Below are 24,430 nucleotides of genomic sequence, written 5' to 3'. Positions count from 1 at the left end.
TCCCGCGTTCCTCGCCGTTCCCGCGTCCCTCGCCGTCCTGCTGTCGCGCTTGTCCGCCATGGAGCGCAGCCTACTTCGGTTCTTCGGTTCCATATATTTCGTTGACGAATAATTCGGTTCCGAAATACAGTCCTCTCCATGCCGTCGCCCCTCCTGCTGCGCAACCGCCCCTTCCGGCTGCTCTTCCTCGGCCGCTCCCTCTCCCTCATCGGCGACGCCGTCATCCCCGCCGCCCTCTCCCTCGCCGTCATCCGTGCCACCGGCTCCGCCTCCGCGCTTGCCCTCGTCCTCGGCTGCGCGATGGGGCCGAGGCTGCTGTTGCTTCCGATCGGCGGGGTCGTCGGCGACCGGTTCAATGCCCGTACCGTCGCGCTCGGCACCGACGTCGTGCGGTGCCTGACGCAGCTCTTCGTAGGCGTCGAACTCCTGGGGGGCAACCCCCAGTTGTGGCACATCGCCCTCGCCTCGGCGGTCGGCGGCGCCGCCTCCGCGTTCGCCATGCCCACCCTGCCGACCCTCATCACCGGCACCGTCGACGGGAAGGAGCGGCACGCCGCCAACTCCGCACTCGGCGTCGTCAAGAGCACCGCCATGGTCGGCGGGCCCGCGCTCGCCGGGCTCCTCATCAAGTACGCGGGCCCCGGCTGGGCCTTCGTGCTCGACGGGGTCTCGTTCGCCGTCAGCGCGTGCCTGCTGGCCGCCATCCGCGTGCGACGGGTCACCCCGGAGGGGCGCCGTTCCCTCCGTAGGGACCTGGTCGAGGGGTGGCAGGAGGTGCGGTGCCGGGACTGGTACTGGACCAGCCTCGTCGCGCACTCGGCGTGGAACGGCGCCGCCGCCGTGCTCACCACCCTCGGACCCGCCATCGCCGTAAAGGAGTTGGGCGGCGAGGACGTGTGGATCGGCATCCTGCAGGCCGGCGCGATCGGGCTGCTGCTCGGCTCGCTGCTCGCGGGTCGGGCCCGGCCCCGGCGCCCGATCCTGGCGGCCAACCTGGGCCTCGCGACGTACGCCCTGCCCCTCGGCCTGCTCGCCGCCGGGGCCCCCGCCCCGCTCATCATCGGCGCCTACGCCGTCGCACAGGCGGGCCTCGGCTTCCTCAGCCCCGTGTGGGCGACATCCGTCCAGGCGGCGATACCGCCCGGCGCACTCGCCCGTGTCACCTCGTACGACTGGCTGCTCTCGCTGGCCGCGATGCCCCTCGGCTACGTGCTCGCGCCCCTCGCGGCGGACGTGTGGGGTGAGGCGGCGCCCCTCTGGATCGCGGCCTGCGTGGTGGGCATCGCGTGCGTGGGAACGGCTGCGGTGCCGGGAGTACGCGGGTTCAGAGCAGACGGCGCGAGTACGCCTCGTGAAGTCGGGGGCGAGAACGGTCGGTTCACCCCGGACGGCGAGAGCGACACCGGGCACTCGGAGAACGCCCCCAGGGACACCGTCTCCTGAGTGCCGCTCCCCCCCCGTCGATCCCGCAGAGCCGCCGCAGCGCGACCAGCTCCCGGCCGGGCTCAGTTGACCGCGTCCACCTCCCCCGGCGCCAGCTCCATGTCGTACACGAGCGGCTCGTCGGCGACCATGATGTGCCGGGCACGTGAGGCGTAGCCGGGGGCCGTGGCTGCCAGTAGGTAGGCGCCTGCCGACGGGGCCGCCACGATGTACGAGCCGTCGGCCAGTGACGTCACGCGGTCCAGTTTGCGGCCGCCCTTGGAGAGCAGCGTCAGGGTCGCGTCCGGCACCGGGTCGCCCTCCACTGTGCGGATGAAGCCGTGCACTACGGAGGCCGTGCCTACGGAGGCCATGCCTACGGAGGCCGTCCCCGGGCCGTTGGGCTCCACGCGCGCGTGGGGGACGGTTTCGGACGGGGCCTGCTCCGGCTCCTCCCGTGGCTCCACCGCCAGGTGCGGCAGGCGCTTCTCCAGGCCCGCGGGGAGCCACCAGTTGGCGCGGCCGAGCAGCTGCATCGCCGCCGGGACCAGCGCCGTACGCAGGATGAAGGCGTCCAAGGCCACCGCTGCCGCGAGGCCGATGCCCGCCATCGCGCCCTCCATGTCGCCGCTCAGGACGAACGCGGAGAAGACGCAGATCATGATCAGGGCCGCGCAGTTGATCACCCTGCTCGTCTCGGCGAGGCCCACCCGAACCGCGCGGGCGTTGTCCTTCGTGTGCACCCATTCCTCGTGCATACGGCTCACCAGGAACACCTGGTAGTCCATCGAGAGCCCGAAGAGCAGCGACAGCATGATGACGGGCAGGAACGCCGTGATCGGGCCCTCCTTGCCGACGCCGATCAGTTCCGTGCCCCAGCCCCACTGGAAGACCGCCACCAGTACGCCGAAGGACGCGGCTGCCGCGATCAGGTTCATCAAGGCGGCCGTCAGGGGCACCACCAGGGAGCGGAACGCGATCAGCAGCAGGAGGAAGCCGAGCGCGATGATGGCTCCTACGAAGTAGGGCAGCCGGTCGCCCGTCACCGCGGCGAAGTCCTTGAAGACGGCTGTCACGCCGCCGACGTGCGCCTCGACGCCGGCCTCCGGAATCACGTCTCCCCGTAGCCGGTCGATGAGTTGGTCGGTCTCCTCGGACTGGGGGGATGTGGTCGGGACGACGTTGATGACGGAGATGCCGTCCGACGGTGGGGCCGCCGCCACCTGGGCGACGCCCTCCGTCGACCGGATGCGCTCCGCCAGGCCTCCGGTGTCGGTCTCTTCGGCCACTACTTGGAGCGGGCCGTTGAATCCCGGACCGAAGCCGTCGGCCAGCATGTCGTACGCCTGTCGGGTCGTCGTCGACTCCTGGTGGTTGCCCTGGTCGGTCGCGCCGAGCCGCAGGGAGAGCAGCGGCAGGGCGAGGAAGGCCATCACCACGAAGGCGAGTGCCGCGATCGAACGCGGCCTCTTCTGTACGTACGACGACCAGCGCGCCGCGAGGCCGCTCGCCTCGGCCGGATCGGGCCCCGTCGCCGCGAGACGCCGCCGCTGCCTGCGGCTGAGCACCCGGGGGCCGAGCAGCCCCAGGAGCGCGGGCAGCAGCGTGACGGCCGCGAGGACGCTCAGGATCACCGTCAGGGAGGCCGCGATGACCACGCCGTCCAGGAAGCGCATGTTCATCACCAGCATTCCGGCGAGCGCGATGCACACCGTGCCGCCCGCGAACAGCACCGCGCGGCCCGAGGTGTTCAGCGCCTGCATCGCCGCATCCCGCGGCTCCATGCCGCGCAGGATGCCGCGCCGGTGCCGGGTCACGATGAAGAGCGCGTAGTCGATGCCCACGCCGAGGCCGATCAGGGAGCCGAGCAGCGGGGCCACTTCGGGGATGTCGGTGACATGGCTGAGCAGCATCGTCGAGAGCATGCCGAGGCCCACTCCGAAGACCGCGATGACGATCGGCAGGACCATCGCGAAGAGCGAACCGAAGGCCAGGAAGAGGACTACGGCCGCGGCCGCGATGCCGACGAGTTCGGAGGTGCCGGTGGGCGGCTCCTGGATGCGGGTGATCGCCTGGCCGCCGAGTTCGACCTGGAGGCCGCCGCGTTCGGCGTTCTGAGCCGTGTCCACGACGTCCTGGACGAGGTCCTTGGGGACGGAGTTCGCCTGCTCGGTGAAGGTCACCTGGGCGTAGGCGATCCGCCCGTTCTCGCTGATCTGAGCCGCGCCCGCCTTCTTGGAGGCGCCTGCCTCCTTGGAGGCGCCCGCCTTCTTGGAGCCACCCTCCTTCTTAGAAGCACCCTCCTTCTTCGAGGCACCCTCCTTCTTGGAAGCGCCCGCCTTCTTGGAAGCGCCCGCCTTCTTGGAAGCGCCCGCCTTCTTAGAGGCGTACGGGCCCACCACCTCGCCGACGCCCTTCATGCCGGCGATGTCCTTCAGCGCGGGCTCGATCCGGGAACGTACGTCCTTGTCACGCACCGAAGCACCCTCGTCGACGCGCCACACGACCGTGTCGGTGTCCCCCGAGCGCTCCGGGAACGCCTTCGTCATCAGGTCGTACGCGCGCGTGGAGTCCGTGTCGGGCAGGGAGAGCACATTCGAATAGTCGGTGCCCGCGGAGGTCCCCGCCGCCCCCAGGCCGAACAGGGCACCCACCCACAGCACAAGGACCACCAGGCGGTGCGCATGGCACCACCGCGCCAATGCCGTCACGATCCGTTCCTCCTCCGCGTCGCCGATTCCCCCAGGTCCGTGCCTCGTCGGACCTCAGCATCGGCGGCACGGCGCCGCTGCGGCGCGGCGCGGCCATGATTCTCAAGTAACTCCAAGGCACGGACCCGGGACTTCGTACAACGTCCGCGCCGATACTGGGGCCATGTGCCACGCCGAAGGCCGCCGGGGAACAGATGTCGGAACGCCGCGGGGCGAGGGGGCGACCGTCCTCGTCGTCGAGGACGAACCGAGCATCGCCGACGTGCTGGCCATCGCCCTGCGCTATCACCGCTTCGACGTGATGGTGGCCGGCACCGTGCGCGATGCCCTCGCGCTCGCCGGACGCACCCGGCCCGACGTGGCACTCCTGGACGTGATGCTGCCGGACGGCGACGGGCGTGCGCTGGGCAGGGAACTGCGCGCCCGGCGCCCCGAATTGGCACTGGTGTTCCTGACCGCACGGGACGCGCCGTCGGAGGTCGTGGGCGCGCTCGGCTTCGGCGACGACTACATCACCAAGCCGTTCAACATCGACGAGGTCGTCGCCCGTATCGGGGCCGTCCTGCGCCGCACCAGGGCGGGCGACGTGCTCCCCCAGCGCCCGCCGCTGCGCTACGGCGACCTGGAGCTCGACGACGCGACGTACGTGGTGCGCCGCGCGGACCGCACGGCGCAGCTCACGCCGACCGAGTACGCCCTGCTGCGCTTCCTGGTGCGCAACGCGGGCCGCGTCGTGCCCAAGGAGCAGCTGCTGCGCCATGTGTGGAGCTACGAGCACACGGCGGAGTCGACCGTCGTCGAGACCTACATCAGCTATCTGCGGCGCAAGCTGGCCGCCATCGGCCCGCCGGTGATCACGACCCGGCGGGGCGTCGGATACGGACTCGCATGAGGCGTGCGCACCGCGGCACGCACTCGCTGCGCGCCAAGCTCACCTGGGTCAACGTGGCGCTGCTGGCCCTCGGCATCGTCACCGCGACGGCCGTGAGCATCATGGGTATGCGGCACTTCCTGCTCGACAACATCGACGCGGAGCTCACCTCGTCGCGCGACTCGCTGCACCGCATGGGTCTGACCATGAAGCAGATCGAGTACATCAGCGCGCTCGGCATGGCGCTCGACAACCTCTCCCCCGACGGCACCGACCGAAGTGGCGGGCTCCCGCGCGCGGACACGCTCATCGTCGCGATCGGCGCCTCCGGGAAGCCCGTTCCCATCGGCTCGCTGGAGCCGACACCGCGCCAGCGCGCCCTGGCCTCCGCGGTGGACGACCCCGGCGCCCTGGTCAGCGCATCGCAGCCGCGCGACGTCACCTTGGACGGCGACCCCTACCGCACCGTGGGCGCGCGCCTCGACGACGGCACGACCGTCCTGATGGCCACCTCTACGGAGAGCCTGCATTCGGGCATCAAGAAGGCGCTGAAGGTCGACGCCGCCTTCGGAGTGGCCCTGTTGGGGCTGCTCGCCGTCCTGACGATGATCTCCGCGCACCACCGTCTTCGCCCGCTGGAGGACATGGTCGAGACGGCGTCCGCGATCGCCGACGGCGACCTGACGCGGCGGGTGCCGTCGAGCCGCACCCCGGTGCTGGAGACCGAGCAGCTGCGGCTTGCCCTCAACTCCATGCTCCACCAGGTCGAATCGGCCTTCGAGACCCGCGAACGCAGCTCCGCACAGCTGCGCCGCTTCGTCGCCGACGCCTCGCACGAGCTGCGTACGCCGCTGTCGGCGATCCGCGGCTACCTCCAGCTGTACGACAAGGGGATGCTCCGCGACCCGGCGGAGCGCACGCGCGCGTGGGACCGCGTCAACGCCGAGGCCGACCGGATGGGGCGCCTCGTCGACGAGCTGCTGACCCTGGCCCGCCTGGACCAGCAGCCGGAACTGCGCTTCAGGAACGTCGACTTGAGCCGCCTGGTGCGGGACGCCGCCGACGATCTGCGCGTGCAGGAGCCGGAGCGCCCGCTCACCGTCCGCGCCGAGGGCGCCCTGCTGATCCGCGCGGACGAGTCGGGGCTGCGCAAGGTGCTCGGCAATCTGCTGGGCAACGTACGCGTCCACACCCCCGCCGACGCGCCGGTAACGCTGGGCGTGGAGCGGGTGGACGGGCTTGTGCGGCTGCGTGTCGAGGACCGGGGGCCGGGCCTCGCGGCACAGGACGCGGCCCGCATCTTCGACCGCTTCTTCCGCGCGGGCGGCGGCGCGGGCAGCGGCCTCGGCATGGCGATCGTGCAGGGGGTCGTCATCGCGCACGGGGGCGAGGTCGAGGTGCAGACGGCTCCGGGCGAGGGGCTCACCGTGACGGTCACTCTGCCCGCGCAGAGCCCGAGTTGAGGCCCGCCGCAGAGCCCGAGTTGAGGCCCGCCTCGGCGTCGTGACGGCGGCGGGCCCGGCCATCAGGGATCAGGGCCACCCGGCGTCCCCCGTGCCCCGCACCAGCGCCCACACCGTCTTGCCGTGTCTCCCGCGCCGCCAGACACCCCACGCCTCGGCCAGCGCGTCCAGGAGCCGCAGGCCCCGGCCGTTCTCGTCCTCCCAGGTGCCCGTGCCCCGCAGCTCCGGGCCTACGGGGCTCTCGTCGGAGACCTCTATGAAGCAGTCGCCGTCGGCGAGCACCGTGACCGCGACCTCGAACTCCCGCTCCAGGACGAGGCCGTGGCAGACCGCGTTCGTCGCGAGTTCCGACACCAGGAGTACGACGTCATGGCGCGCCACGCTCTTCTCCGTATGCCCCCAGGCCGTCAAATGATCGCGAACGCGAACGCGAGCGAGCGCGACGGACGCCGGATGCGGTGGCAGCCGGAACGCGTGACGTCGTAACAATCCTGGGCCCCCCTCGGGCTCGGGCACACACAAGCACCCGGAACCGCACACACTTCCGACACCAGATGCTGCGCAGAGGAAGCGCCCGGTGTCACACCGTCACCGTGCGACCCCGCAGTATCCGGCCAAGTCCGAACCAAAGGGAACCGAATCGAACCAACAGCCGATTACGCCTGGCGGGAGGCCAGTTCCACGACCGTGATGTCGGACGGCGCCCCGACCCGCACCGGCGGCCCCCACGCGCCGGCGCCGCGTGTCACGTACAGCTGGGTGTCGCCGTACCGCTCAAGTCCCGCAAGCGTCGGATTGGCCAGGTCGGCGATGAAGTTGCCTGGCCAGAGCTGTCCGCCGTGGGTGTGCCCGGAGAGCTGGAGGTCGACGCCGTGCTTGACCGCGTCGTGGATGACGACCGGCTGATGGGCCAGGAGCACGGACGCCCGTGACCGGTCGCGGTCGCCGAGCGCCTTGGCGAAGTCGGGCCCGTGCCCCTCGCGCTCGCCCGCCACGTCGTCCACGCCCGCGAGGTCAAAGGCGGGCAGTTCGGCGCGCGCGTTCTCCAGGGGGCGCAGGCCGAGTTCGCGTACGTGATCGACCCACTGCTCCGCGCCGGAGAAGTACTCGTGGTTGCCGGTGACGAAGTAGCTGCCGTGCCGGGCCCGGAGCTGCGCCAGCGGCGCCGCGGCGGGCCCGAGGTCATCGACGTCGCCGTCGACGAGGTCACCGACGACGGCGATGAGGTCGGGCCGGGTGCCGTTGATCGTGTCGACCACGCGCTGGGTGAAGCCGCGCCCGAGGACCGGCCCCAGGTGGATGTCGCTGACCACGGCGATCCGGAACCCGTGCGCCGCGCGCGGCAGCTTGGCCAGCGGCACGGTGACGCGCTTCACCCGGGGGCCGCGCAGCACGCCGTACGTTCCGTAGCCGACCGTTCCGACGGCGACGGCCGCGGCGGTGCCGCCGACGATCCGGGAGACGAAGAGGCGGCGCGAGGGAGTGGCCGGATTCCGCGGCGCTTCCTCGGCGGGGGCGGGGGCGGCTGCGGGGGCGTCATCCGTCGAAGCCGGGTCCTCCGTAGGAGTGGCTTCCCTAGACGCCCTCTCCGTAGGAGCGGCCTTCGTAGGCGCCGTCTCCGTAGGAGTCGTTTCCGAGCGTCGCCGCCGCAGCAGTCTCAGCAGGACGGGGCGTACGAGCTCGCCCGCGAGCAGCGCGAGGACCAGGTAGATCGAAAGAGCCATCCACATGAAGCCCGGCCAGGCCAGCACCTGCTGCAGCCAGAACGGCGCACCGGCCCGCTCACCGGCGACCGCCGCGAACATCAGCAGCGGCCCCACCGTGAAGACCACCGCGCCGGCCCGCCGCACGAACCCGGGCCGCGCCGTCGTGTCCCGCACCAGGCGCCGCCATGCGTACCACTGCAGCCCGGCGAAGGCCGCGAGGACGGCGAGGCCGATGAGTACGACGAGAATGATCACGGCTATGACGTACGGCGCAGAGCCCGCACCCCACGCAACCCGATGGTCCCCACCACCGTCCCCAAGACAAAGGAGGCGACGGCGAGCGTCAGGTGCACCCAGAAGTACGCGGTCGGGTCGCCGTCGTCGAAGGCGAGCCCGCTGCCGTCCTTCCACAGGTTCTTGACGAAAGTGATCCAGATGAACCAGCTCCACACGCCGAAGGCGAGCAGGAACCAGGAGACCGGGCGGCTGAGCTTCATACGTTCAGTATCGCGAGCCTCCCTTCCGCACAGCCGCCGGGGTCAGGAGCGCGACGTACAGGCCACCTCGACGGCGACTTCCACAGCGGCGCCCTGTACGTTCTCGTCCGTGCCTGCCGTAAAAAAGACCGCCTTGCTGGTCACTTCCGCCGCATTGTTGACCTTTTCGACCGCAGCGCCCGCACTGGCGGACGGCAAGCCGGGAGACGACAAGAAGCCGAAACCGCCCTCCTCCATGTCGACGGTCGGCGGCGCCAAGCTCGGCGAGGCAGGCACCCAGGTCAGCCTGAAGGCGGGCGCTCCCGTGCTCCCCAAGGACCTGTCGGCACGCTCCTGGATCGTCTCGGACGCCGAGTCCGGCGACGTGCTCGCCTCGCACAACGCGCACTGGAAGCTGCCCCCGGCGAGCACCCTGAAGATGCTCTTCGCGGACACGGTCCTGCCGAAGTTCCCCAAGACGCAGGAGCACAAGGTCGAGCTCTCCGACCTGGCGGGCATCGGCGCGGGCAGCAGCATGGTCGGCGTCAAGGAGGACGAGACGTACACGGTCCACGACCTGTGGCTCGGCGTCTTCCTGCGGTCGGGCAACGACGCGGTGCACGTCCTTTCGGCGATGAACGGCGGCGTCGCGAAGACCGTCAAGGACATGCAGTCCCACGCCGAGGAACTGCAGGCCCTGGACACCAACGTCGTCAGCCCGGACGGCTACGACGCCGACAAGCAGGTCTCCTCCGCGTACGACCTGACCCTGTTCGCCCGCTCCGGGCTGCAGAAGAAGGACTTCCGCGAGTACTGCTCGACGGCCACCGCCAAGTTCCCCGGCGAGACCAAGAAGGTCACGAAGGGCAAGGACAAGGGCAAGAAGAAGCGCGACTCCTTCGAGATCCAGAACACCAACCGACTCCTTACAGGAGACGTCGGTCTCGACCCCTACAAGGGCATCGCGGGCGTCAAGAACGGCAGCACCACGAACGCCGGAACCACCTTCACGGGCGTCGCCGAGCGCGACGGGAAGGTGCTGCTCGTCACCGTCATGAACCCTGACTCCGGGGAGCAGCACGCCGTCTACAAGGAGACGGAACGCCTGCTGGACTGGGGCTTCCAGGCCTCGGGCAAGGTCGACCCGGTGGGCGAACTGGTCCCCCCGAAGGGTGCCGCCACGGGCAGCGGGAAGGGCGCTCCGGGCGCGGGCAAGGGCAAGTCGGATGCGGCCAAGAACGTGGCGCACGCCGCGGACAAGGACTCGGGCGGCGGCGTCGGTGTCGCACTCGGTGTCGTGGGCGGTGTGCTGGCGCTCCTGGCCGCCGGGTGGTTCGTGATCAGCCGCCGGCTGCCGCTGCCGGACCTGGTGCGCCGGAAGGGCCGTCGCTGACGTCTCCGGAGGGCGCCTCGTCGTTCGGGGCGCCCCGGTCGTCTTCTGCCGGCTCTTCCTCTGGCTCTTCTTCTGTACGTCCCTGCTTCCGCGTCGCCGTCCAGGCGGCGCAGAACAGCAGGAGTTTCGCGGTGAAGTTGATCCACAGGAGCAGGGCGACGGGCACACCGAAGGCGCCGTACATGCTCCGCGCGGCGACGCCCTTCATATAGCCGCCGAGCAGCAGCTTGAGCAGCTCGAACCCGGCGGCGCCCATGAGCCCCGCGGTGATCAGCAGCCGGCGCGGCGGCTGGACGCCGGGCAGCAGCGTCAGGACGTACAGCAGGAGCAGGAAGTCCGCGAGGACGGCGATGGCGAACGCCGCCCCCTGGAGCAGCAGGCCGCCCCAGCCGTCCCGGGAGACGCCCACGAGGTCGGCGCTCCAGCCGACGGCGGTCGACGCGAGGGTCGAGGCGGCGACGGAGGCGAGCCCGGCGCCGCCGAGCCCGATGAGCACCCCGGCGTCCTTGAGCTTGCGCAGGACGGGGTTCTCGTCCTCGTCCTCAAGCTCCCAGACGGCCCGCAGACACTCCCTTATCGAGCCGACCCAACCGATGCCGGTGAAGAGCAGCACGGCGCCCGCGACGAGCCCGATGGTGCCCGCGTTGTCGACCAGGGCGTTCAGGTTCAGCTGGTCGGAGATGCCGGGGACCTGCTCGGCGAGCTTGTCCTCGAGCTTCTGCTGCTGGCTCTTGGAGAGCGTCGCGGCGGCGATCGCGGCGGCGACGGTGATCAGTGGGAAGAGCGCAAGGAAGCTGATGAACGTCATCGCGGCCGCGAGGCGGGTCCAGTGCACACTGTCGAGCCGCTCGTACGCGCTCCACGCGTGCGTGCGCATCGCGCGCTCCACCAGGGGCCCGATTCCGGGGAGCTTTTTCAGCCAGTCCATGATGCCTCCCTGCCCGCTGCGCGGAAGACCAAGGTCCGGGTACCCCAGAAACGCAGAACAGTGGCGAGTGCCATACCGATTCCCGCTCCGGAGACGGTGTCCGCGCGCTGTGAGGTGAGGCCGAGGCCGTAGTGGGACACGGCGATGCAGAGCAACTGCACCAGGGCGCCCGCGATGTTGACGGCGAAGAAGATCCCGTGCTGGCGCAGGCGCGACACCCTGGCCCGCTCGCCCCGGTAGGTGCCGAGCGCGTTGCCCGCGTACGCGACGGTGCAACCGGCCACGAAGGACAGCGCCTTGGCGGTCAGCGGGTCCAGGCCGACGGGGCCGCGCAGCCAGATGAAGAGGGCGAGGTCGGCGGCGTACGCGCAGATCCCGGCGGCGGCGAAGCCGAGCAGTTCGGGCCCCATGGCCCGCAGCCGCCCTCTGAGGGCGCTCACCACGCTCACCAGTCGGCGACCGCGAGTCCGTACATCGCCAGCCACACCACGCCGATGACGGCGAGCGCACGGTCGCGCAGGACGACGTCCTCGGGCTCGCCGGCGGTGCCCCGGTCGGCGAACACGGCGTACCGCAGGACCGCGAGGACGAAGGCGGCCATCGACAGCTGCCGCCAGGGCAGCAGGCTGCCGTTGGCGGTGCCGCCGCTCTCCATGGCCCACAGGCAGTAGGCGAGGACGGCGACCCCGGCGGCCAGCTGCCACACGAAGCGCAGGTACCCGGTGGTGTATTCGGTGAGCAACGCGCGCGTGGCGCCCGGTTTCTCGCCGCCGCCCGACATCTGGACGGCTTCGGAGTAGCGCTTGGCGGAGACCATGAAGAGCGCGCCGAAGCCGGTGGTGATGAGGAACCAGCGCGAGAGCGGGATGCCGAGGGCGAGCCCGCCGATCATGGCGCGCATCAGGAAGCCCGTGGTGACGACGGCGAGATCGACGACGAGTACGTGCTTGAGGCTGACGCAGTAGGCGAGTTGCATCACTACGTAGGCGGTGAGCAGCGCCGCGGTCAGCGGTGTGCAGAGCACGGCGGCTGCCGTGGGGGCGAGGACGGCGAGCAGTCCCCCGACCGCGTACGCGACGGGCACCTGGACCTGCCCGGCCGCGACCGGTCTGCGGCACTTGGTGGGGTGGGCGCGGTCGGCGTCGGCGTCGCGCGCGTCGTTGATGAGGTAGACGGCGGACGCGGCGGCCGTGAACAGCACGAAGACGATGGCGAGTTGGCTGAGCGAGTGACGCGAGAAGAGCTCGCCCGCCGCGGCGGGGGCCGCGACGACCAGGAGGTTCTTGACCCACTGGCGGGGGCGCGCGGTCTTCAGGAGGCCCAGCGACAGGGCCAGCGGACGGGGGCCCGACGGCTGGGGCGGGCTGGGGCGTTCGATCAGGGCGGCGCGTTCAGGCATCGATGCGGCCCCCGTTCACCCAGGCGGCGCCCACGCGCGCGGTGAGGGCGCCCAGGGCCGCGCCTGCGGCCACGTCGCTCGGGTAGTGGACACCGACGACCATCCGGGAGACGCACATCGCGGCGGCGACCGGCGGCACGATGCGGGCGCCCGCGGGGCTCAGCGCGCCGTACGCGACGGTCGCTGCGGCGGCCGAAGTGGCGTGCGAGCTGGGGAAGGAGTGCCGTCCCGCGGTCCTGACGAGGGGCTCGGCTCCGGTGTCCGCGCCGGGCCGCGGGCGGCGTACGACCCGCTTGACGCCCATGCTGGCCAGGTGGGCCGCCGCGGTGAGGGCCGTGCCGCGCAGCCACGCGCCGCGCCGCTCGCGGTCGACCGCGGCGCCCGCCAGGCCCGCGACGAGCCAGAGCGCGCCGTGCTCGCCGGTCCAGGAGAGAGCGCGCGCGGCCGTGGCCACGCGCTTGTCGGAGCCGCAGTCGCGCAGGGCCGACAGCAGCCGGTGGTCCATGCCGTGCATGTGGCCTCCTTTTCCGGGGACTTCAGGGACTTCAGGGGGTCCATGGATTCCAAGGACTCCAGGAACCGCGGCTCCCGACTCTTCTAGGCGATCTCTCAATATTTACGTCAATATCGGACGACACTCCATCATTCACCCATTTCGGTGATAGCTCGGATGATTCAGGACAAACAACCCATGCATGGGCGATACGGTCGCTCCCATGCCTGCCGACTCCGCATCCGCTTCCGTGACGACGTCCGAGGCTGTGTCCGTGTCCGGCTGGGGGCGCACCGCCCCCACCACCGCCCGGCTGATCCGCCCCCGTTCGCCCGAGGAGGCCGCCGCGGCCCTGCGCGCGTGCGACGAGCGCGGCGGCATCGCCAGGGGCCTGGGACGGGCCTACGGGGACGCCGCGCAGAACGCGGGCGGCGCGGTCATCGACATGACCGGCATGGACCGTGTGCACGCCATCGACGCCGACGCGGGCACCGTCCTGTGCGACGCCGGCGTCTCGCTGCACCGCCTGATGGAAGTCCTGCTCCCGCTCGGCTGGTTCGTGCCGGTGACCCCGGGGACCCGGTACGTGACGGTCGGCGGCGCGATCGGCGCGGACATCCACGGCAAGAACCACCACGGCTCCGGTTCGTTCTCGCGCCATGTCAACGCCATCGAGCTGCTCACCGCCGACGGCACGGTGCGGTCCTTCGAGCGCGGCACCGCCCTGTTCGACGCGACGGCGGGCGGCATGGGCCTGACCGGCGTGATCCTCGCGGCCACCATTCAACTGCAGCCGGTCGAGACCTCCTTGATGACGGTGGACACGGAACGCGCCGCCGACCTGGACGACTTGATGGCCCGCCTCGACGCCACCGACCACCGCTACCGCTACTCGGTCGCCTGGATCGACCTCCTCGCGCGCGGGAAGGCGATGGGCCGCTCGGTGCTCACGCGCGGCGACCACGCTCCCCTGGACGCCCTTCCGGCACGCGCGCGTAGAGCCCCGCTGACGTTCCGCCCCGGCCAACTGCCGCCCGCCCCGCGCTTCCTGCCCGAAGGGCTCCTCGGCCGGAAGTCGGTGGGCCTCTTCAACGAGCTCTGGTACCGCAAGGCGCCCCGCTGCCGCGTGGGCGAGCTCCAGAAGATCTCCACGTTCTTCCACCCCCTGGACGGCGTCCCGCACTGGAACCGCGTCTACGGACGCAGCGGTTTCGTGCAGTACCAATTCGTCGTCGGACACGGCAAGGAAGAAGCCCTGCGACGCATCGTGCGGCGCATCTCGGAGCGCGGCTGCCCGTCCTTCCTGGCTGTACTGAAGCGCTTCGGAGAGGGCGATCCGGGCTGGCTCTCCTTCCCGATGCCCGGCTGGACGCTGGCCCTCGACATCCCGGCGAACCTGCCGGGCCTCGGCGCCTTCCTCGACGAACTGGACGAGGAAGTGGCCACGTCCGACGGCCGCGTCTACCTGGCCAAGGACTCCCGCCTGCGGCCCGAGATGCTCGCCGCGATGTATCCGCGGCTCGACGACTTCCGCGCGCTGCGGGCCGATCTCGACCCGCGCGGCCTGTTCCGCTCGGACCTCTCACGCCGCCTCGCCCTCTAGTACCTCCAGGAGTTGGTCCCATGAAGGACGCCTTCGGCACCCCCCAGTCGCTGCTCGTGCTCGGCGGCACCTCCGAGATCGGACTCGCCACCGCCCGCCGTCTGGTCGCGCGGCGCACCCGCACGGTGTGGCTGGCCGGGCGGCCGTCCCCGGGCCTGGAGAAGGCCGCGGCGGGCCTGCGCGACATGGGTGCGGACGTCCGCACCGTCGCCTTCGACGCGCTCGACTCCGAGTCCCACGAGAACACCCTCGGGAAGATCTTCACCGAGGGCGACATCGACATGGTCCTGCTCGCGTTCGGCATCCTCGGCGACCAGGCACGCGACGAGGACGAGCCGCTGTCGGCGGTGCGTGTCGCACAGACGAACTACACCGGGGCGGTCTCCGCGGGCCTGGTGTGCGCGCGGGCGCTGCAGTCCCAGGGGCACGGCTCCCTGGTGGTCCTCTCGTCCGTCGCGGGCGAGCGGGCGCGGCGCTCCAACTTCATCTACGGGTCGAGCAAGGCCGGCCTCGACGCCTTCGCCCAGGGCCTGGGAGACGCACTGCACGGGACGGGCGTGCACGTCATGGTCGTGCGCCCCGGCTTCGTACGTTCGAAGATGACGGCGGGCCTGGAGGAGGCCCCGATGGCGACCACTCCGGAGGCGGTCGCCGAGGCCATCGAGACGGGCCTGCGCCGGCGCTCGGAGACGGTGTGGGTGCCCGGGGCGCTGCGGGTGGTCATGTCGGCGCTGCGGCATGTGCCGCGGACGGTGTTCCGGCGGCTTCCGATGTGAGGTGCCGGTCCTGCTTCTGCGGTGAGATCCCCTCCTGGGGGGGGCTCAGCGGGCGGGCAGCGTGCCGTGCGCGGCCGGGGCCGCCGCCTGCGGAGGCACGAGGGGGCCGCCCCCTCCGAAGACGAACTCGCGCAGCTTGCGCCACACTCCGTCGGCGCCCTGTTCGTAGAGCGCGAATCCGGTGCAGGGCCACTCGGCCTCGTAGTCGGCGAGCTCTGTGTACGCCCGGTCCATGGCCTCTTCGGAGATGCCGTGCGCCACCGTGACGTGCGGGTGGTACGGGAACTGCAGCTCGCGCTCGATGGGCCCGGAGGCGTCCCTGACGCGCTCCTGGAGCCATCCGCAGGCCGAGCCGCCCGCCACCACCTGGATGAAGACGACGGGCGACAGCGGGCGGAACGTGCCCGTACCGGAGAGCCGCATCGGGAAGGGGCGCCCGGCGGCCGCGACGGTCACCAGGTGCGCCTCGACCGCGGGCAGCGCCGACGCGTCCACTTCGGTCGGCGGGAGCAGCGTGACGTGGGTGGGAATGCCGTGCGCCGCGGGGTCCCCGAAGCCCGCGCGCCGCTCCTGGAGCAGGCTGCCGTGTGGCTCCGGGACCGCGATCGAAACACCGATCGTTACGGTCCCCACGTCGTACTCCTGTCGGTCGGGTGGCGGGCAGAGGGCGCTGCTGTACGTGGCTCGGTACAGGGGGTGGTGTGGCTCAGTGCTTGGCGGGCAGGAAGCCCACCTTGTCGTACGCCTGGGCGAGAGTCTCCGCGGCCACGGCACGCGCCTTCTCCGCGCCCTTGGCCAGAATCGAGTCCAGCGTCTCCGGGTCATCCAGGTAGGCCTGGGTGCGGTCCCGGAAGGGGGTCACGAACTCGACCATGACCTCGGCGAGGTCGGTCTTCAGCGCACCGTAGCCCTTGCCGACGTACTTCTGCTCCAGTTCCGGAATACCGGTCCCCGTAAGCGTCGAGTAGATGGTCAGGAGGTTGCTCACACCGGGCTTGTTCTCGGTGTCGTAGCGCACGACCGTGTCCGTGTCCGTGACCGCGCTCTTGACCTTCTTGGCGGTGGCCTTGGGCTCGTCGAGGAGGTTGATCAGGCCCTTGGGAGCGGACGCCGACTTGCTCATCTTGATCGACGGGTCCTGAAGGTCGTAGATCTTCGCCGTCTCCTTGAGGATGTACGCCGCCGGAACGGTGAACGTCTCGCCGAACCGGCCGTTGAAGCGCTCGGCCAGGTCACGGGTGAGCTCGATGTGCTGGCGCTGGTCCTCGCCGACCGGGACCTGGTTGGCCTGGTAGAGCAGGATGTCCGCGACCTGGAGGACCGGGTACGTGAAGAGGCCCACGGAGGCGCGGTCCGCACCCTGCTTGGCGGACTTGTCCTTGAACTGCGTCATGCGCGAGGCCTCGCCGAAGCCGGTGAGGCAGTTCATGATCCAGGCGAGCTGGGCGTGCTCGGGGACATGGCTCTGGACGAAGAGCGTGCAGCGCTCCGGGTCGAGTCCCGCGGCAAGCAGCTGAGCGGCGGCGAGGCGGGTGTTGGCACGCAGCTCGGCCGGGTCCTGCGGCATCGTGATCGCGTGCAGGTCCACCACCATGTAGAAGGCGTCGTGGGACTCCTGCAGCGCCACCCACTGGCGGACGGCGCCGAGGTAGTTGCCGAGGTGGAACGAGCCCGCGGTGGGCTGGATTCCGGAGAGCACACGAGGCAGATGCTGCATGGCGAAGCCATTCCCCTGAGGGTGGTGGTGGGTGACGGGCGGGCGATCAGAGGCCATGAGGCTCATTCTCTCAGGTGTCTCTCATTGCTCGGAAACAGACGTGTGACGGGTGTGCCGCGATCTCGTGATCCGCCGCTTCGAGCCTTCGCCCGATCCGGTCGTCCCGGGCGTCCCGGTCGTCCCGGTCCCGGTCGTCGTGAATGCGGAACCGATCTCGTCCGGCCGGTGTATCAAGAGTGTGAGGGCACAGGGGGAGGTCCTGGAGGGGGGCCGCGTCGTCGACGAGGGTGCGGTGATCGCGCGTGTGCGCGCCGGGGAGGCGGAGGCGTACGCGGAGTTGGTGCGCGCCTTCACCGGGCTCGCGCTCCGGGCGGCCGCGGCGCTCGGGGCAGGATCGGACGCGGAAGACGTGGTGCAGCAGGCCTTCTTCAAGGCGTACTGCTCCTTGGGGCGGTTCAGGGAGGGCTCGGCGTTCAAGCCGTGGCTGCTGTCGATCGTCGCCAATGAGACGAGGAACACAGTGCGTTCGGCCGTCCGGCAGCGCTCGCTCGTCGGGCGGGAGGCCGCGCTGGCGGAGGCGGAGCCGCTGATACCGGAATCGGCGGACCCCGCGGTCGCGGCGCTGGAGGTGGAGCGCCGGGCGGCGCTGCTCGCCGCGCTCGAGCGGCTGAGCGAGGAGCACCGCCTGGTCGTCACCTACCGCTATCTCCTGGAGATGGACGAGGCGGAGACGGCCGAGGCCCTGGGCTGGCCGCGGGGCACGGTCAAATCCCGGCTGAACCGCGCGCTGCGGAAGCTGGAGCGGCTGTTGCCGCGGGTGCCGGATGGACCGGATGGGTCGGATGGGTCGGGAGGAGGTGACGGGCATGGATGAGCGGCGTGAGGGGGGCGGGCCGGATGAGCGGGAGCGGGCCGGGCGGCGGGCCCGTCGGCTTCCTGAGGAGCTGCGGGAGCTCGGCCGGTCCCTCGACAGGCCGGGGGCCGACGGCTCGACGATGGCCGAGCGGGTCATCGCGCAGATCATCGCGGAGTCGGTGCCGGTCCCGGTGGCCGAGCCGCCGGGGCGTCTGGACCGGCTGCGGCGGTGGCTGAGGGCGCGGTGGCGGATCGTGACGGCGGCGCTGTGCGGGCTCCTGACGGCGGCGGTCCTGACACCGCCGGTGCGGGCGGCGGTCTTCGATTGGTTCGACTTCGGCGGGGTCGAGGTGCGGTACGACCCGTCGGGGGCACCGCCGACCAGGGCGGGCGTGCCGGGGTGCGGCGGTGCGCTGACCTTGACCGAGGCCGAGCGCCGGGCCGGGTTCGTGCCCGCGGTCCCGGCCGCGCTCGGCGCACCGGACGCGGTGGCGGTGACGCGCGAGCCGGGGGCACGCGTCCTGGTCAGCCTCTGCTGGCGCGACGACGGCCGGACGATACGCCTTGACGAGTTCGGCGCGCGCCTCGACCCCGGCTTCGGCAAGACGGTGCGGGTGCGGCCGGAGTGGGTCGAGGTGGACGGTGCGACGGGGCTGTGGTTCCCGGCGTCCCATCGGCTCACGTTCTGGCTGGTGGAGGGCGACGGCGAGCGGTGGGAGCGGTCCGAGCGGACGGCGGGGCCGACGCTGCTGTGGACGCACGGGGCGGATCTGACGCTGCGGCTCGAAGGCGTGGCGTCGAAGGAGCGGGCGCTGGAGATCGGGAAGTCGGTTCGGATCGGGCCGGGCGGATCGGGAACCTGAACGGCTCGGGCGGTGTACCAGAAGTGACGCGGCACGGACGGGTCGTGCCGGCGAGCGGCTGGGGGATCGGACATGCGGACGGTAAGGGGAGTGTGCGGGTCGGCGATGGGGCTGGCGGCGGCGCTGGCTCTGGTGGTCCTTGGGGCACCGCAGGCGGTGGCGGGCGGGCCGACGAGCGTCCTGGTGGTCTCGCCCATCAGCGGGGAGAGCGCGGCGCTGACCATAGACGACAAGGACTATCGCCGCCTTGAGCAGGGTCTCGGGGAGATCCGCGCGGACAGGGGGAGCCGGGAGCGGCCGCCGGGGCTCGGCATCGGGCAGGAGAGCCGTCAACTCAATGTGACGTGGATGGCCCATGACGTGCGGCCGTGGCGAGTGGACCGGGTCTATCCGGTGGCGCCCGACGCGGGCAAGGCCACGGCGGACGTGTGGGTGCACACGTCGACCGACCTGGAGTCCATGAAGGGCTACTGGCACAAGGCGCAGGACCCGGCCGGCCTGACGAAGCTGTTCGAGAAGCTCGGGGTCATGGGCCCAGAGGCGGAAGACGGCCGCCAGGCCATACCCCCCACACCGGCGTCACCGCCGTCGGCGGCCGGCTCGGAGGCCAGGGCAGGGGCCGGGCAGGCCTCCGAGCCGACCGGGGGTACGCCGGGCGATCGCGGGACGGGCTGGTGGTGGGCGATACCGGGCGTCGCGGTGGGGGCGGCGGGTGCGCTGCTGCTGCGGGGGCCGCTCGCCGAGCTGCGAACACCGCTCGCGTCGCTGCGGGCGCGGCGCCCCCAGGAGGAGGGGCCTCGCCAGGAGCTGCGGGATGTGTGAGGGGTGCGGCCTCCCCCGGCCGGTGAGGTGACCGGCGGAGGGAAGCGGGACGTGATGTGCCGGAGATCAGTGGGTCGGCAGGCCCGGGGCCGGATGGGCGGCCATCAGGTCGGCGACCTCGGAGCGGATCTTCGTCAGGGCGTCCTCGTCGCCGGTGCGGGCGGCGGCGACACCGCGGTCGATCCAGTCGGCGACGGTCGGCATGTGCTGCGTGCCGAGACCACGGGAGGTGAGTGAGGGGGTGCCGATGCGGACGCCGGACGGGTCGAACGGCTTCCTCGGGTCGTACGGCACGGTGTTGTAGTTGACGACGATCCCGGCTCGGTCGAGGGCCTTGGCGGCGACCTTGCCGGGGACGTCCTTGGGGGTGAGGTCCATCAGGATCAGGTGGTTGTCGGTGCCGCCGGAGACCAGGTCGAAGCCGCGGGCGAGCAGCGCTTCGGCGAGGGCCCTGGCGTTGGCGACAACGGCGTGGGCGTAGTCGCGGAAGGAGGGCTGGGACGCCTCGTGGAGGGCGACGGCGATGGCCGCGGTGGTCTGGTTGTGCGGGCCGCCCTGCAGTCCGGGGAAGACCGCCTTGTCGATGGCCTTGGCGTGCTCCTCGCGGGACATCAGCATCGCGCCGCGCGGGCCGCGCAGGGTCTTGTGGGTGGTCGTGGAGATCACGTCGGCGTGCGGCACCGGTGAGGGGTGGGCGCCGCCGGCGATCAGACCGGCGATGTGCGCGATGTCGGCGACCAGGACGGAGCCGGCCTCGCGGGCGATCTCGGCGAACGCGGCGAAGTCGATGGTGCGAGGAAGGGCGGTGCCGCCGCAGAAGATCAGCTTGGGGCGTTCCTTGAGGGCGAGGTCGCGTACTTCGTCGAAGTCGATGAGGCCGGTGTCGTGGCGGACGCCGTACTGGACACCGCGGAACCACTTGCCGGTGGCCGAGACGCCCCAGCCGTGGGTGAGGTGGCCGCCCATGGGCAGGGCCATGCCCATCACGGTGTCGCCGGGCTCGGCGAAGGCCAGATAGACGGCGAGGTTGGCCGGGGAGCCGGAGTAGGGCTGGACGTTGGCGTGCTCGACGCCGAAGACGGACTTGGCGCGGGCGACGGCGAGGCGCTCGACGGGGTCGATGTTCTGCTGGCCCTCGTAGTAGCGGCGGCCCGGGTAGCCCTCGCTGTACTTGTTCTGCAGGACGGTGCCGGAGGCTTCGAGGACTGCGGTGGAGACGTAGTTCTCGCTGGGGATCAGGCGCAGGGTGTCGGCCTGCAGCTGTTCCTCGGCGCCGACGAGGGCGGCAAGTTCGGGGTCCTGCGCGGCGAGCGCGGGGTGGCTGAGGGTGTTCGGCAAAGGCGAAGCAGCCGACGAAGAAGGAGAGGGGTGGGTCATGGCGTCCTCCGGGGCGAGCGGTGAGTGTCCGGTCGTGGTCCCGGGGTGCCCAGGCGGGCGGCACCTCGAAGGTTCTGCCTCGCACGGCTTCCTCGGGGTCCGTTCCCCGCGCGCCAGTCGCCGTGCTGTCAGAGCCAGCCTAGCTGGCGCGCCGGGACGGCAGGTTTCTTCGTCCACGATCCGAGCGACGATAGAACTTGGGCGCCACACCCGCCCCATGCCGCAGGACGATCGGAGACCCCGTGTCGACTACCGAAGAGTTCATCACCTCGGCCGAAGCGCACAGCGCGCACAACTACCATCCGCTGCCCGTCGTGGTCGCGTCGGCGGAGGGTGCGTGGATGACGGACATCGAGGGGCGCCGCTACCTCGACATGCTGGCCGGTTACTCGGCGCTCAACTTCGGGCACGGCAACCGCCGCCTGATCGATGCCGCCAAGGCACAGCTGGAGCGGGTGACGCTCACCTCGCGGGCCTTCCACCACGACCGGTTCGCCGAGTTCTGTACGCGGCTCGCGGAGCTGTGCGGCAAGGAGATGGTGCTGCCGATGAACACGGGGGCGGAGGCGGTGGAGACCGCCGTGAAGACCGCCAGAAAGTGGGGGTACCAGGTCAAGGGGGTGCCCGACGGTCGGGCGAAGATCGTCGTGGCGCGCGACAACTTCCATGGGCGCACGACGACCATCGTCAGCTTCTCCACGGACCAGGAGGCGCGGGCGGACTTCGGCCCGTACACGCCGGGGTTCGAGATCGTTCAGTACGGCGATCTGACGGCGATGCGGGCCGCGGTCACGGAGAACACGGTGGCGGTGCTGCTGGAGCCGATCCAGGGCGAGGCCGGGGTTCTGGTGCCACCGGCCGGATATCTCGCGGGTGTGCGGGAGCTGACGCGCGAGCGGAACGTGCTCTTCATGGCGGACGAGATCCAGTCGGGGCTCGGCAGGACGGGCAGGACGTTCGCGTGCGAGCACGAGGGCGTGGTGCCGGACGTGTACATCCTGGGCAAGGCGCTCGGCGGGGGTGTCGTGCCGGTGTCCGCGGTGGTGGCGGACGCGGATGTGCTCGGGGTGTTCAAGCCGGGTGAGCACGGTTCGACGTTCGGCGGCAATCCGCTGGCGTGCGCGGTGGCGCTGGAGGTCGTCGCCATGCTGGCCACGGGCGAGTTCCAGCAGCGGGCCACCGAGCTGGGCGAGCATCTGCACTCCGAGCTGGGGCTGCTCGCCGGCACGGGCGCGGTGACGCAGGTGCGGGGCCGTGGGCTGTGGGCGGGCGTCGACATCGACCCGTCGCACGGCACGGGCCGGGAGATCTCCCAGAAGTTGATGGACCGGGGGGTGCTGGTCAAGGACACCCATGGGTCGACGATCAGGATCGCCCCGCCGCTGGTGATCAGTAAGGAGGACCTGGACTGGGGGCTTGATCAACTCCGGGCGGTGCTGAGCTAGTTCGGCGTGCCGCACCCTGGCGGGGCCGCTCCCCCGCCAGGGAAGGGACCGGATCCCGCTCCCGTGGTCACCGGCCCTCCGGTGGGGATGTGTGGCCGTGGGTGAAGGCGGCGGCGTAGTCGTCCTCTCCCAGGGCCGTGCGGGAGCGGTGGGCGGCGCGGTCCACGTCGGCGCGTTCGGCGGGTGGCAGTGGGCTGCCGGCCGCCTCGCGCAGGGCGGCTGCGGCGCCGAGGAGTTCGGCGGTGCGGGTGTGGTCGCCCGCGAGGGAGTGGGCGCCGGCGAGTCCCTCCAGTGCTAGGGCGACTGCCCGGTCGTCGCCGGTGGCGCGGGCCGTGGTGAGGCCTTCGCGGTGGAGTTCCTCCGCGCGTTGGGCTTCGCCGCGCTGTTCGGCGACGTAGCCGAGCTGGACCAGGATCAGGGCGGAGCCTGAGTCGACGCCCAGGCGGCGGTTCCAGGCGAGCCACGGCAGGAGGTGCTGCTCGGCGGTGTCGAGGTCGCCACGGCGGCGGGCGCCGATGGCCAGGCCCGTCTCCGCGAACTGCTGCGCGGGGCGGTGCGAGTGCTGCTCGGCGAGTCGTGCGGCGCGTGCGTGGAAGTCTGTGGCGGCGGCGTCGTCGCCGGTGAGCAGGGCGATGCGGCCGAGGCGTGAGAGACGGAAGGAGACATCGGTCCACAGGCGCAGTTCCTGCGCGTCGCGCATGCCGTCGCGGTGGAGCCGGGTGGCGGCTTCGTAGTCGGCGGCGATCTCGGCGAGGACGCCGAGTTGCTCGGAGGCCTGCAACTGGCCCCAGCGGTCGCCGAGTTCGGCGAACCGGGCGGCGCTGTCCTCGGCGTCGCGGCGCAGGGCCGGGAGGTCGCCGCGGTAGAGGGCCAGCGTGGCACGGACACTGAGGGCGGCGGCCACACCCCAGCGGTCGTCCGCCGCGCGGAACTCCTCCAGGATCCCGTCGAGCGTGGCGTCCTCGTGCGGCGTACGGAATCCACAGCGGGCGTAGGCGAGCAGCCAGCGGGAACGGGGGTCGGCGGCGTCGTCGGCGGCGATGTCGCGGGGCGCGTCGCCGGTCAGCAGGGCGAAGGCGGCGCGGGCGGTACGGGCGGAGGCGGCGGCGCTCCCGTTCGGATACGGGTCCAGGGCACTCCCGAGCGACCGCTCGGCTTCACCGAGACGACCGCGGAGAAACCAGTACCAGGTCAGGGAGTTGGCGAGGCGCAGGGAGAGGGGGATTGCGGCGGCACCGGGGGCGGGGCGGTCCTGGGCGGCAGGGCGAGTCGAGGGCTCGGAGAGCGTGCTGCCGCCGAGCCCACTGCCGGTGGTGGCACTGCCGGTGGTGGCCCCGCCGGAGGCCGCCCCGCCGGTGAGCGCACCGCCGGTGACAGCAGTACCGGTGACAGCAGTGCCGGTGACAGCAGTGCCGGTGACAGCACCGCCTGTGAGCGCACCACCGCCGGTCACACCGGATGCGCTCGGATCGCCGATGGGTGCGGTGCCGCTGAGGGCGTCATCGCGTGGCGTGGTGGTGGCGCTGCGGGCGGTATCGGTCCGGGCTGAATGGCTCGGGGGCGCATCGCCCGGAGCGGTGAGGGCCGAGGATGGCGCCGCCCCGCGCGAGGGGGACACGCCAAGGGCCGGCCCGTCCTCGGCCGTGTCGTCGTCCATCGCGGCCCACTCCAGTGCGGCGCGCAGGTTGACCGTTTCGGTGTCCAGGCGGTGCAGCCAGTGGTGTTGGGCGGGGCCGCGGAGTTGGCGGGCGGCTTGTTCGGCCAGGTGGGTGTAGTGGTGGGCGTGGCGGCGGCGGGTGTCCTTCGTCTCGCCCGCCTCGTCGAGGCGTTCGAGGCTGTAGGCGGTGACGGATTCGAGCATGCGGTAGCGGATGCCGTGCGTGTCGTCGGTGCCGGGTGCCGCCGTGAGGAGGGAGCGGTCGACCAGGCGTGTGATGAGGTCGAGTACGTCCAGGGCGGGGCCGGGTGTCTCCGCCGTGCCGCCGCCGGGGCTGGGGCCGGGGCCGGGGCCAAACGTCGCGACCGCGTCCGCGCCCGGGCCAGATATCGCACCCGCACCCCCGCCCGGGCCAAACGTCGAGCCCGCGCCCCCGCCGGGGCCAAACGTACG

21 protein-coding genes, 1 pseudogene and 1 riboswitch are annotated in these 24,430 nt (G+C 71.6%); of the genes and pseudogenes, 10 read left to right on the top strand and 12 right to left on the bottom strand.

Annotated features, from left to right (window positions below):
* Positions 1 to 138 precede the first annotated feature (138 nt).
* Positions 139 to 1,443: an MFS transporter gene (locus tag ACFWY6_RS02885; protein WP_384685715.1), complete on the top strand. Its 1,305-nt coding sequence runs from the start codon at positions 139 to 141 to the stop codon at positions 1,441 to 1,443.
* A 62-nt stretch (positions 1,444 to 1,505) separates the two neighbouring features.
* Here the strand turns inward: ACFWY6_RS02885 and ACFWY6_RS02880 are convergent, their stop codons facing one another.
* Entirely contained in the window at positions 1,506 to 4,124 is a 2,619-nt protein-coding gene (locus ACFWY6_RS02880; protein WP_384685803.1) for an MMPL family transporter, read from the bottom strand.
* Between the two features lie 172 nt (positions 4,125 to 4,296).
* On the opposite strand from ACFWY6_RS02880, the gene ACFWY6_RS02875 reads away from it, so the two are divergent.
* Complete coding sequence (locus tag ACFWY6_RS02875; protein ID WP_384685712.1) at positions 4,297 to 5,025, top strand: response regulator transcription factor; 729 nt, start codon at positions 4,297 to 4,299, stop codon at positions 5,023 to 5,025.
* The gene (locus tag ACFWY6_RS02870) at positions 5,022 to 6,467 is read left to right on the top strand and encodes an ATP-binding protein (protein WP_384685709.1); all 1,446 of its coding nucleotides are present in this window, start codon (positions 5,022 to 5,024) and stop codon (positions 6,465 to 6,467) included. The genes ACFWY6_RS02875 and ACFWY6_RS02870 overlap by 4 nt, the downstream gene beginning before the upstream one ends.
* 69 nt (positions 6,468 to 6,536) lie before the next feature.
* Here ACFWY6_RS02870 and ACFWY6_RS02865 read toward each other — a convergent pair whose 3' ends face one another.
* From ACFWY6_RS02865 to ACFWY6_RS02855, 3 genes are all read right to left on the bottom strand, one after another.
* Positions 6,537 to 6,956, bottom strand: a complete 420-nt coding sequence (locus tag ACFWY6_RS02865) for an ATP-binding protein (RefSeq protein WP_384685706.1) — start codon at positions 6,954 to 6,956, stop codon at positions 6,537 to 6,539.
* Between the two features lie 167 nt (positions 6,957 to 7,123).
* The gene (locus ACFWY6_RS02860; protein WP_384685703.1) at positions 7,124 to 8,428 is read right to left on the bottom strand and encodes a metallophosphoesterase; all 1,305 of its coding nucleotides are present in this window, start codon (positions 8,426 to 8,428) and stop codon (positions 7,124 to 7,126) included.
* A 2-nt stretch (positions 8,429 to 8,430) separates the two neighbouring features.
* Entirely contained in the window at positions 8,431 to 8,670 is a 240-nt protein-coding gene (locus ACFWY6_RS02855; protein WP_135331861.1) for an SCO4848 family membrane protein, read from the bottom strand.
* Positions 8,671 to 8,779: 109 nt separating this feature from the next.
* Here ACFWY6_RS02855 and ACFWY6_RS02850 point away from each other — a divergent pair, with 109 nt between their 5' ends.
* Positions 8,780 to 10,042 carry a D-alanyl-D-alanine carboxypeptidase family protein gene (locus ACFWY6_RS02850; protein ID WP_384685699.1) on the top strand — a complete coding sequence of 421 codons (1,263 nt, stop codon included), beginning with the start codon at positions 8,780 to 8,782 and terminating at the stop codon, positions 10,040 to 10,042.
* On the opposite strand, the gene ACFWY6_RS02845 is transcribed toward ACFWY6_RS02850, so the two are convergent.
* The 4 genes from ACFWY6_RS02845 to ACFWY6_RS02830 are packed head-to-tail and all read right to left on the bottom strand — an operon-like array spanning position 9,990 to position 12,883.
* Entirely contained in the window at positions 9,990 to 10,970 is a 981-nt protein-coding gene (locus tag ACFWY6_RS02845) for a YihY/virulence factor BrkB family protein (RefSeq protein WP_384685696.1), read from the bottom strand. The genes ACFWY6_RS02850 and ACFWY6_RS02845 overlap by 53 nt on opposite strands.
* A complete protein-coding gene (locus tag ACFWY6_RS02840; RefSeq protein ID WP_384685801.1) occupies positions 10,958 to 11,380 on the bottom strand; it encodes a GtrA family protein in 423 nt (140 codons plus the stop codon). The genes ACFWY6_RS02845 and ACFWY6_RS02840 overlap by 13 nt, the downstream gene beginning before the upstream one ends.
* A gap of 35 nt (positions 11,381 to 11,415) precedes the next feature.
* Entirely contained in the window at positions 11,416 to 12,369 is a 954-nt protein-coding gene (locus tag ACFWY6_RS02835) for a decaprenyl-phosphate phosphoribosyltransferase (protein WP_384685693.1), read from the bottom strand.
* Entirely contained in the window at positions 12,362 to 12,883 is a 522-nt protein-coding gene (locus ACFWY6_RS02830; RefSeq protein WP_384685690.1) for a phosphatase PAP2 family protein, read from the bottom strand. The genes ACFWY6_RS02835 and ACFWY6_RS02830 overlap by 8 nt, the downstream gene beginning before the upstream one ends.
* A 202-nt stretch (positions 12,884 to 13,085) precedes the next feature.
* On the opposite strand from ACFWY6_RS02830, the gene ACFWY6_RS02825 reads away from it, so the two are divergent.
* Entirely contained in the window at positions 13,086 to 14,465 is a 1,380-nt protein-coding gene (locus tag ACFWY6_RS02825; protein WP_384685687.1) for an FAD-binding protein, read from the top strand.
* A 20-nt stretch (positions 14,466 to 14,485) separates the two neighbouring features.
* Positions 14,486 to 15,241, top strand: a complete 756-nt coding sequence (locus tag ACFWY6_RS02820; RefSeq protein WP_384685684.1) for a decaprenylphospho-beta-D-erythro-pentofuranosid-2-ulose 2-reductase — start codon at positions 14,486 to 14,488, stop codon at positions 15,239 to 15,241.
* 45 nt (positions 15,242 to 15,286) lie between these two features.
* Here the strand turns inward: ACFWY6_RS02820 and ACFWY6_RS02815 are convergent, their stop codons facing one another.
* Complete coding sequence (locus ACFWY6_RS02815; RefSeq protein WP_384685681.1) at positions 15,287 to 15,874, bottom strand: 2'-5' RNA ligase family protein; 588 nt, start codon at positions 15,872 to 15,874, stop codon at positions 15,287 to 15,289.
* 73 nt (positions 15,875 to 15,947) lie between these two features.
* Positions 15,948 to 16,958 (bottom strand): tryptophan--tRNA ligase, encoded by a 1,011-nt coding sequence (trpS, locus tag ACFWY6_RS02810; RefSeq protein WP_266870185.1) that lies wholly within the window; start codon positions 16,956 to 16,958, stop codon positions 15,948 to 15,950.
* Between the two features lie 238 nt (positions 16,959 to 17,196).
* On the opposite strand from trpS, the gene ACFWY6_RS02805 reads away from it, so the two are divergent.
* The 3 genes from ACFWY6_RS02805 to ACFWY6_RS02795 all read left to right on the top strand — a co-directional run bounded on the left by ACFWY6_RS02805 (position 17,197) and on the right by ACFWY6_RS02795 (position 19,498).
* Positions 17,197 to 17,832 carry an RNA polymerase sigma factor gene (locus tag ACFWY6_RS02805; protein ID WP_384685678.1) on the top strand — a complete coding sequence of 212 codons (636 nt, stop codon included), beginning with the start codon at positions 17,197 to 17,199 and terminating at the stop codon, positions 17,830 to 17,832.
* A complete protein-coding gene (locus ACFWY6_RS02800) occupies positions 17,825 to 18,676 on the top strand; it encodes a hypothetical protein (protein WP_384685675.1) in 852 nt (283 codons plus the stop codon). The genes ACFWY6_RS02805 and ACFWY6_RS02800 overlap by 8 nt, the downstream gene beginning before the upstream one ends.
* A 72-nt stretch (positions 18,677 to 18,748) precedes the next feature.
* The gene (locus ACFWY6_RS02795) at positions 18,749 to 19,498 is read left to right on the top strand and encodes a hypothetical protein (protein WP_384685673.1); all 750 of its coding nucleotides are present in this window, start codon (positions 18,749 to 18,751) and stop codon (positions 19,496 to 19,498) included.
* Between the two features lie 66 nt (positions 19,499 to 19,564).
* On the opposite strand, the gene glyA is transcribed toward ACFWY6_RS02795, so the two are convergent.
* Entirely contained in the window at positions 19,565 to 20,875 is a 1,311-nt protein-coding gene (glyA, locus tag ACFWY6_RS02790; RefSeq protein WP_384685670.1) for a serine hydroxymethyltransferase, read from the bottom strand.
* A gap of 40 nt (positions 20,876 to 20,915) precedes the next feature.
* Positions 20,916 to 21,006: riboswitch (ZMP/ZTP riboswitch) on the bottom strand.
* A 111-nt stretch (positions 21,007 to 21,117) separates the two neighbouring features.
* Between glyA and rocD the strand changes: the two genes are divergently transcribed.
* Positions 21,118 to 22,320: an ornithine--oxo-acid transaminase gene (gene rocD / locus ACFWY6_RS02785; protein WP_384685667.1), complete on the top strand. Its 1,203-nt coding sequence runs from the start codon at positions 21,118 to 21,120 to the stop codon at positions 22,318 to 22,320.
* Between the two features lie 67 nt (positions 22,321 to 22,387).
* Here the strand turns inward: rocD and ACFWY6_RS02780 are convergent.
* A pseudogene (locus ACFWY6_RS02780) lies at positions 22,388 to 24,430 on the bottom strand (hypothetical protein); the annotation flags it as partial.

The sequence above is a fragment of the Streptomyces sp. NPDC059037 genome (assembly GCF_042740015.1).
In the GTDB taxonomy this organism is placed as follows: domain Bacteria; phylum Actinomycetota; class Actinomycetes; order Streptomycetales; family Streptomycetaceae; genus Streptomyces.
This window is presented reverse-complemented; position numbering and strand designations above follow the sequence as displayed.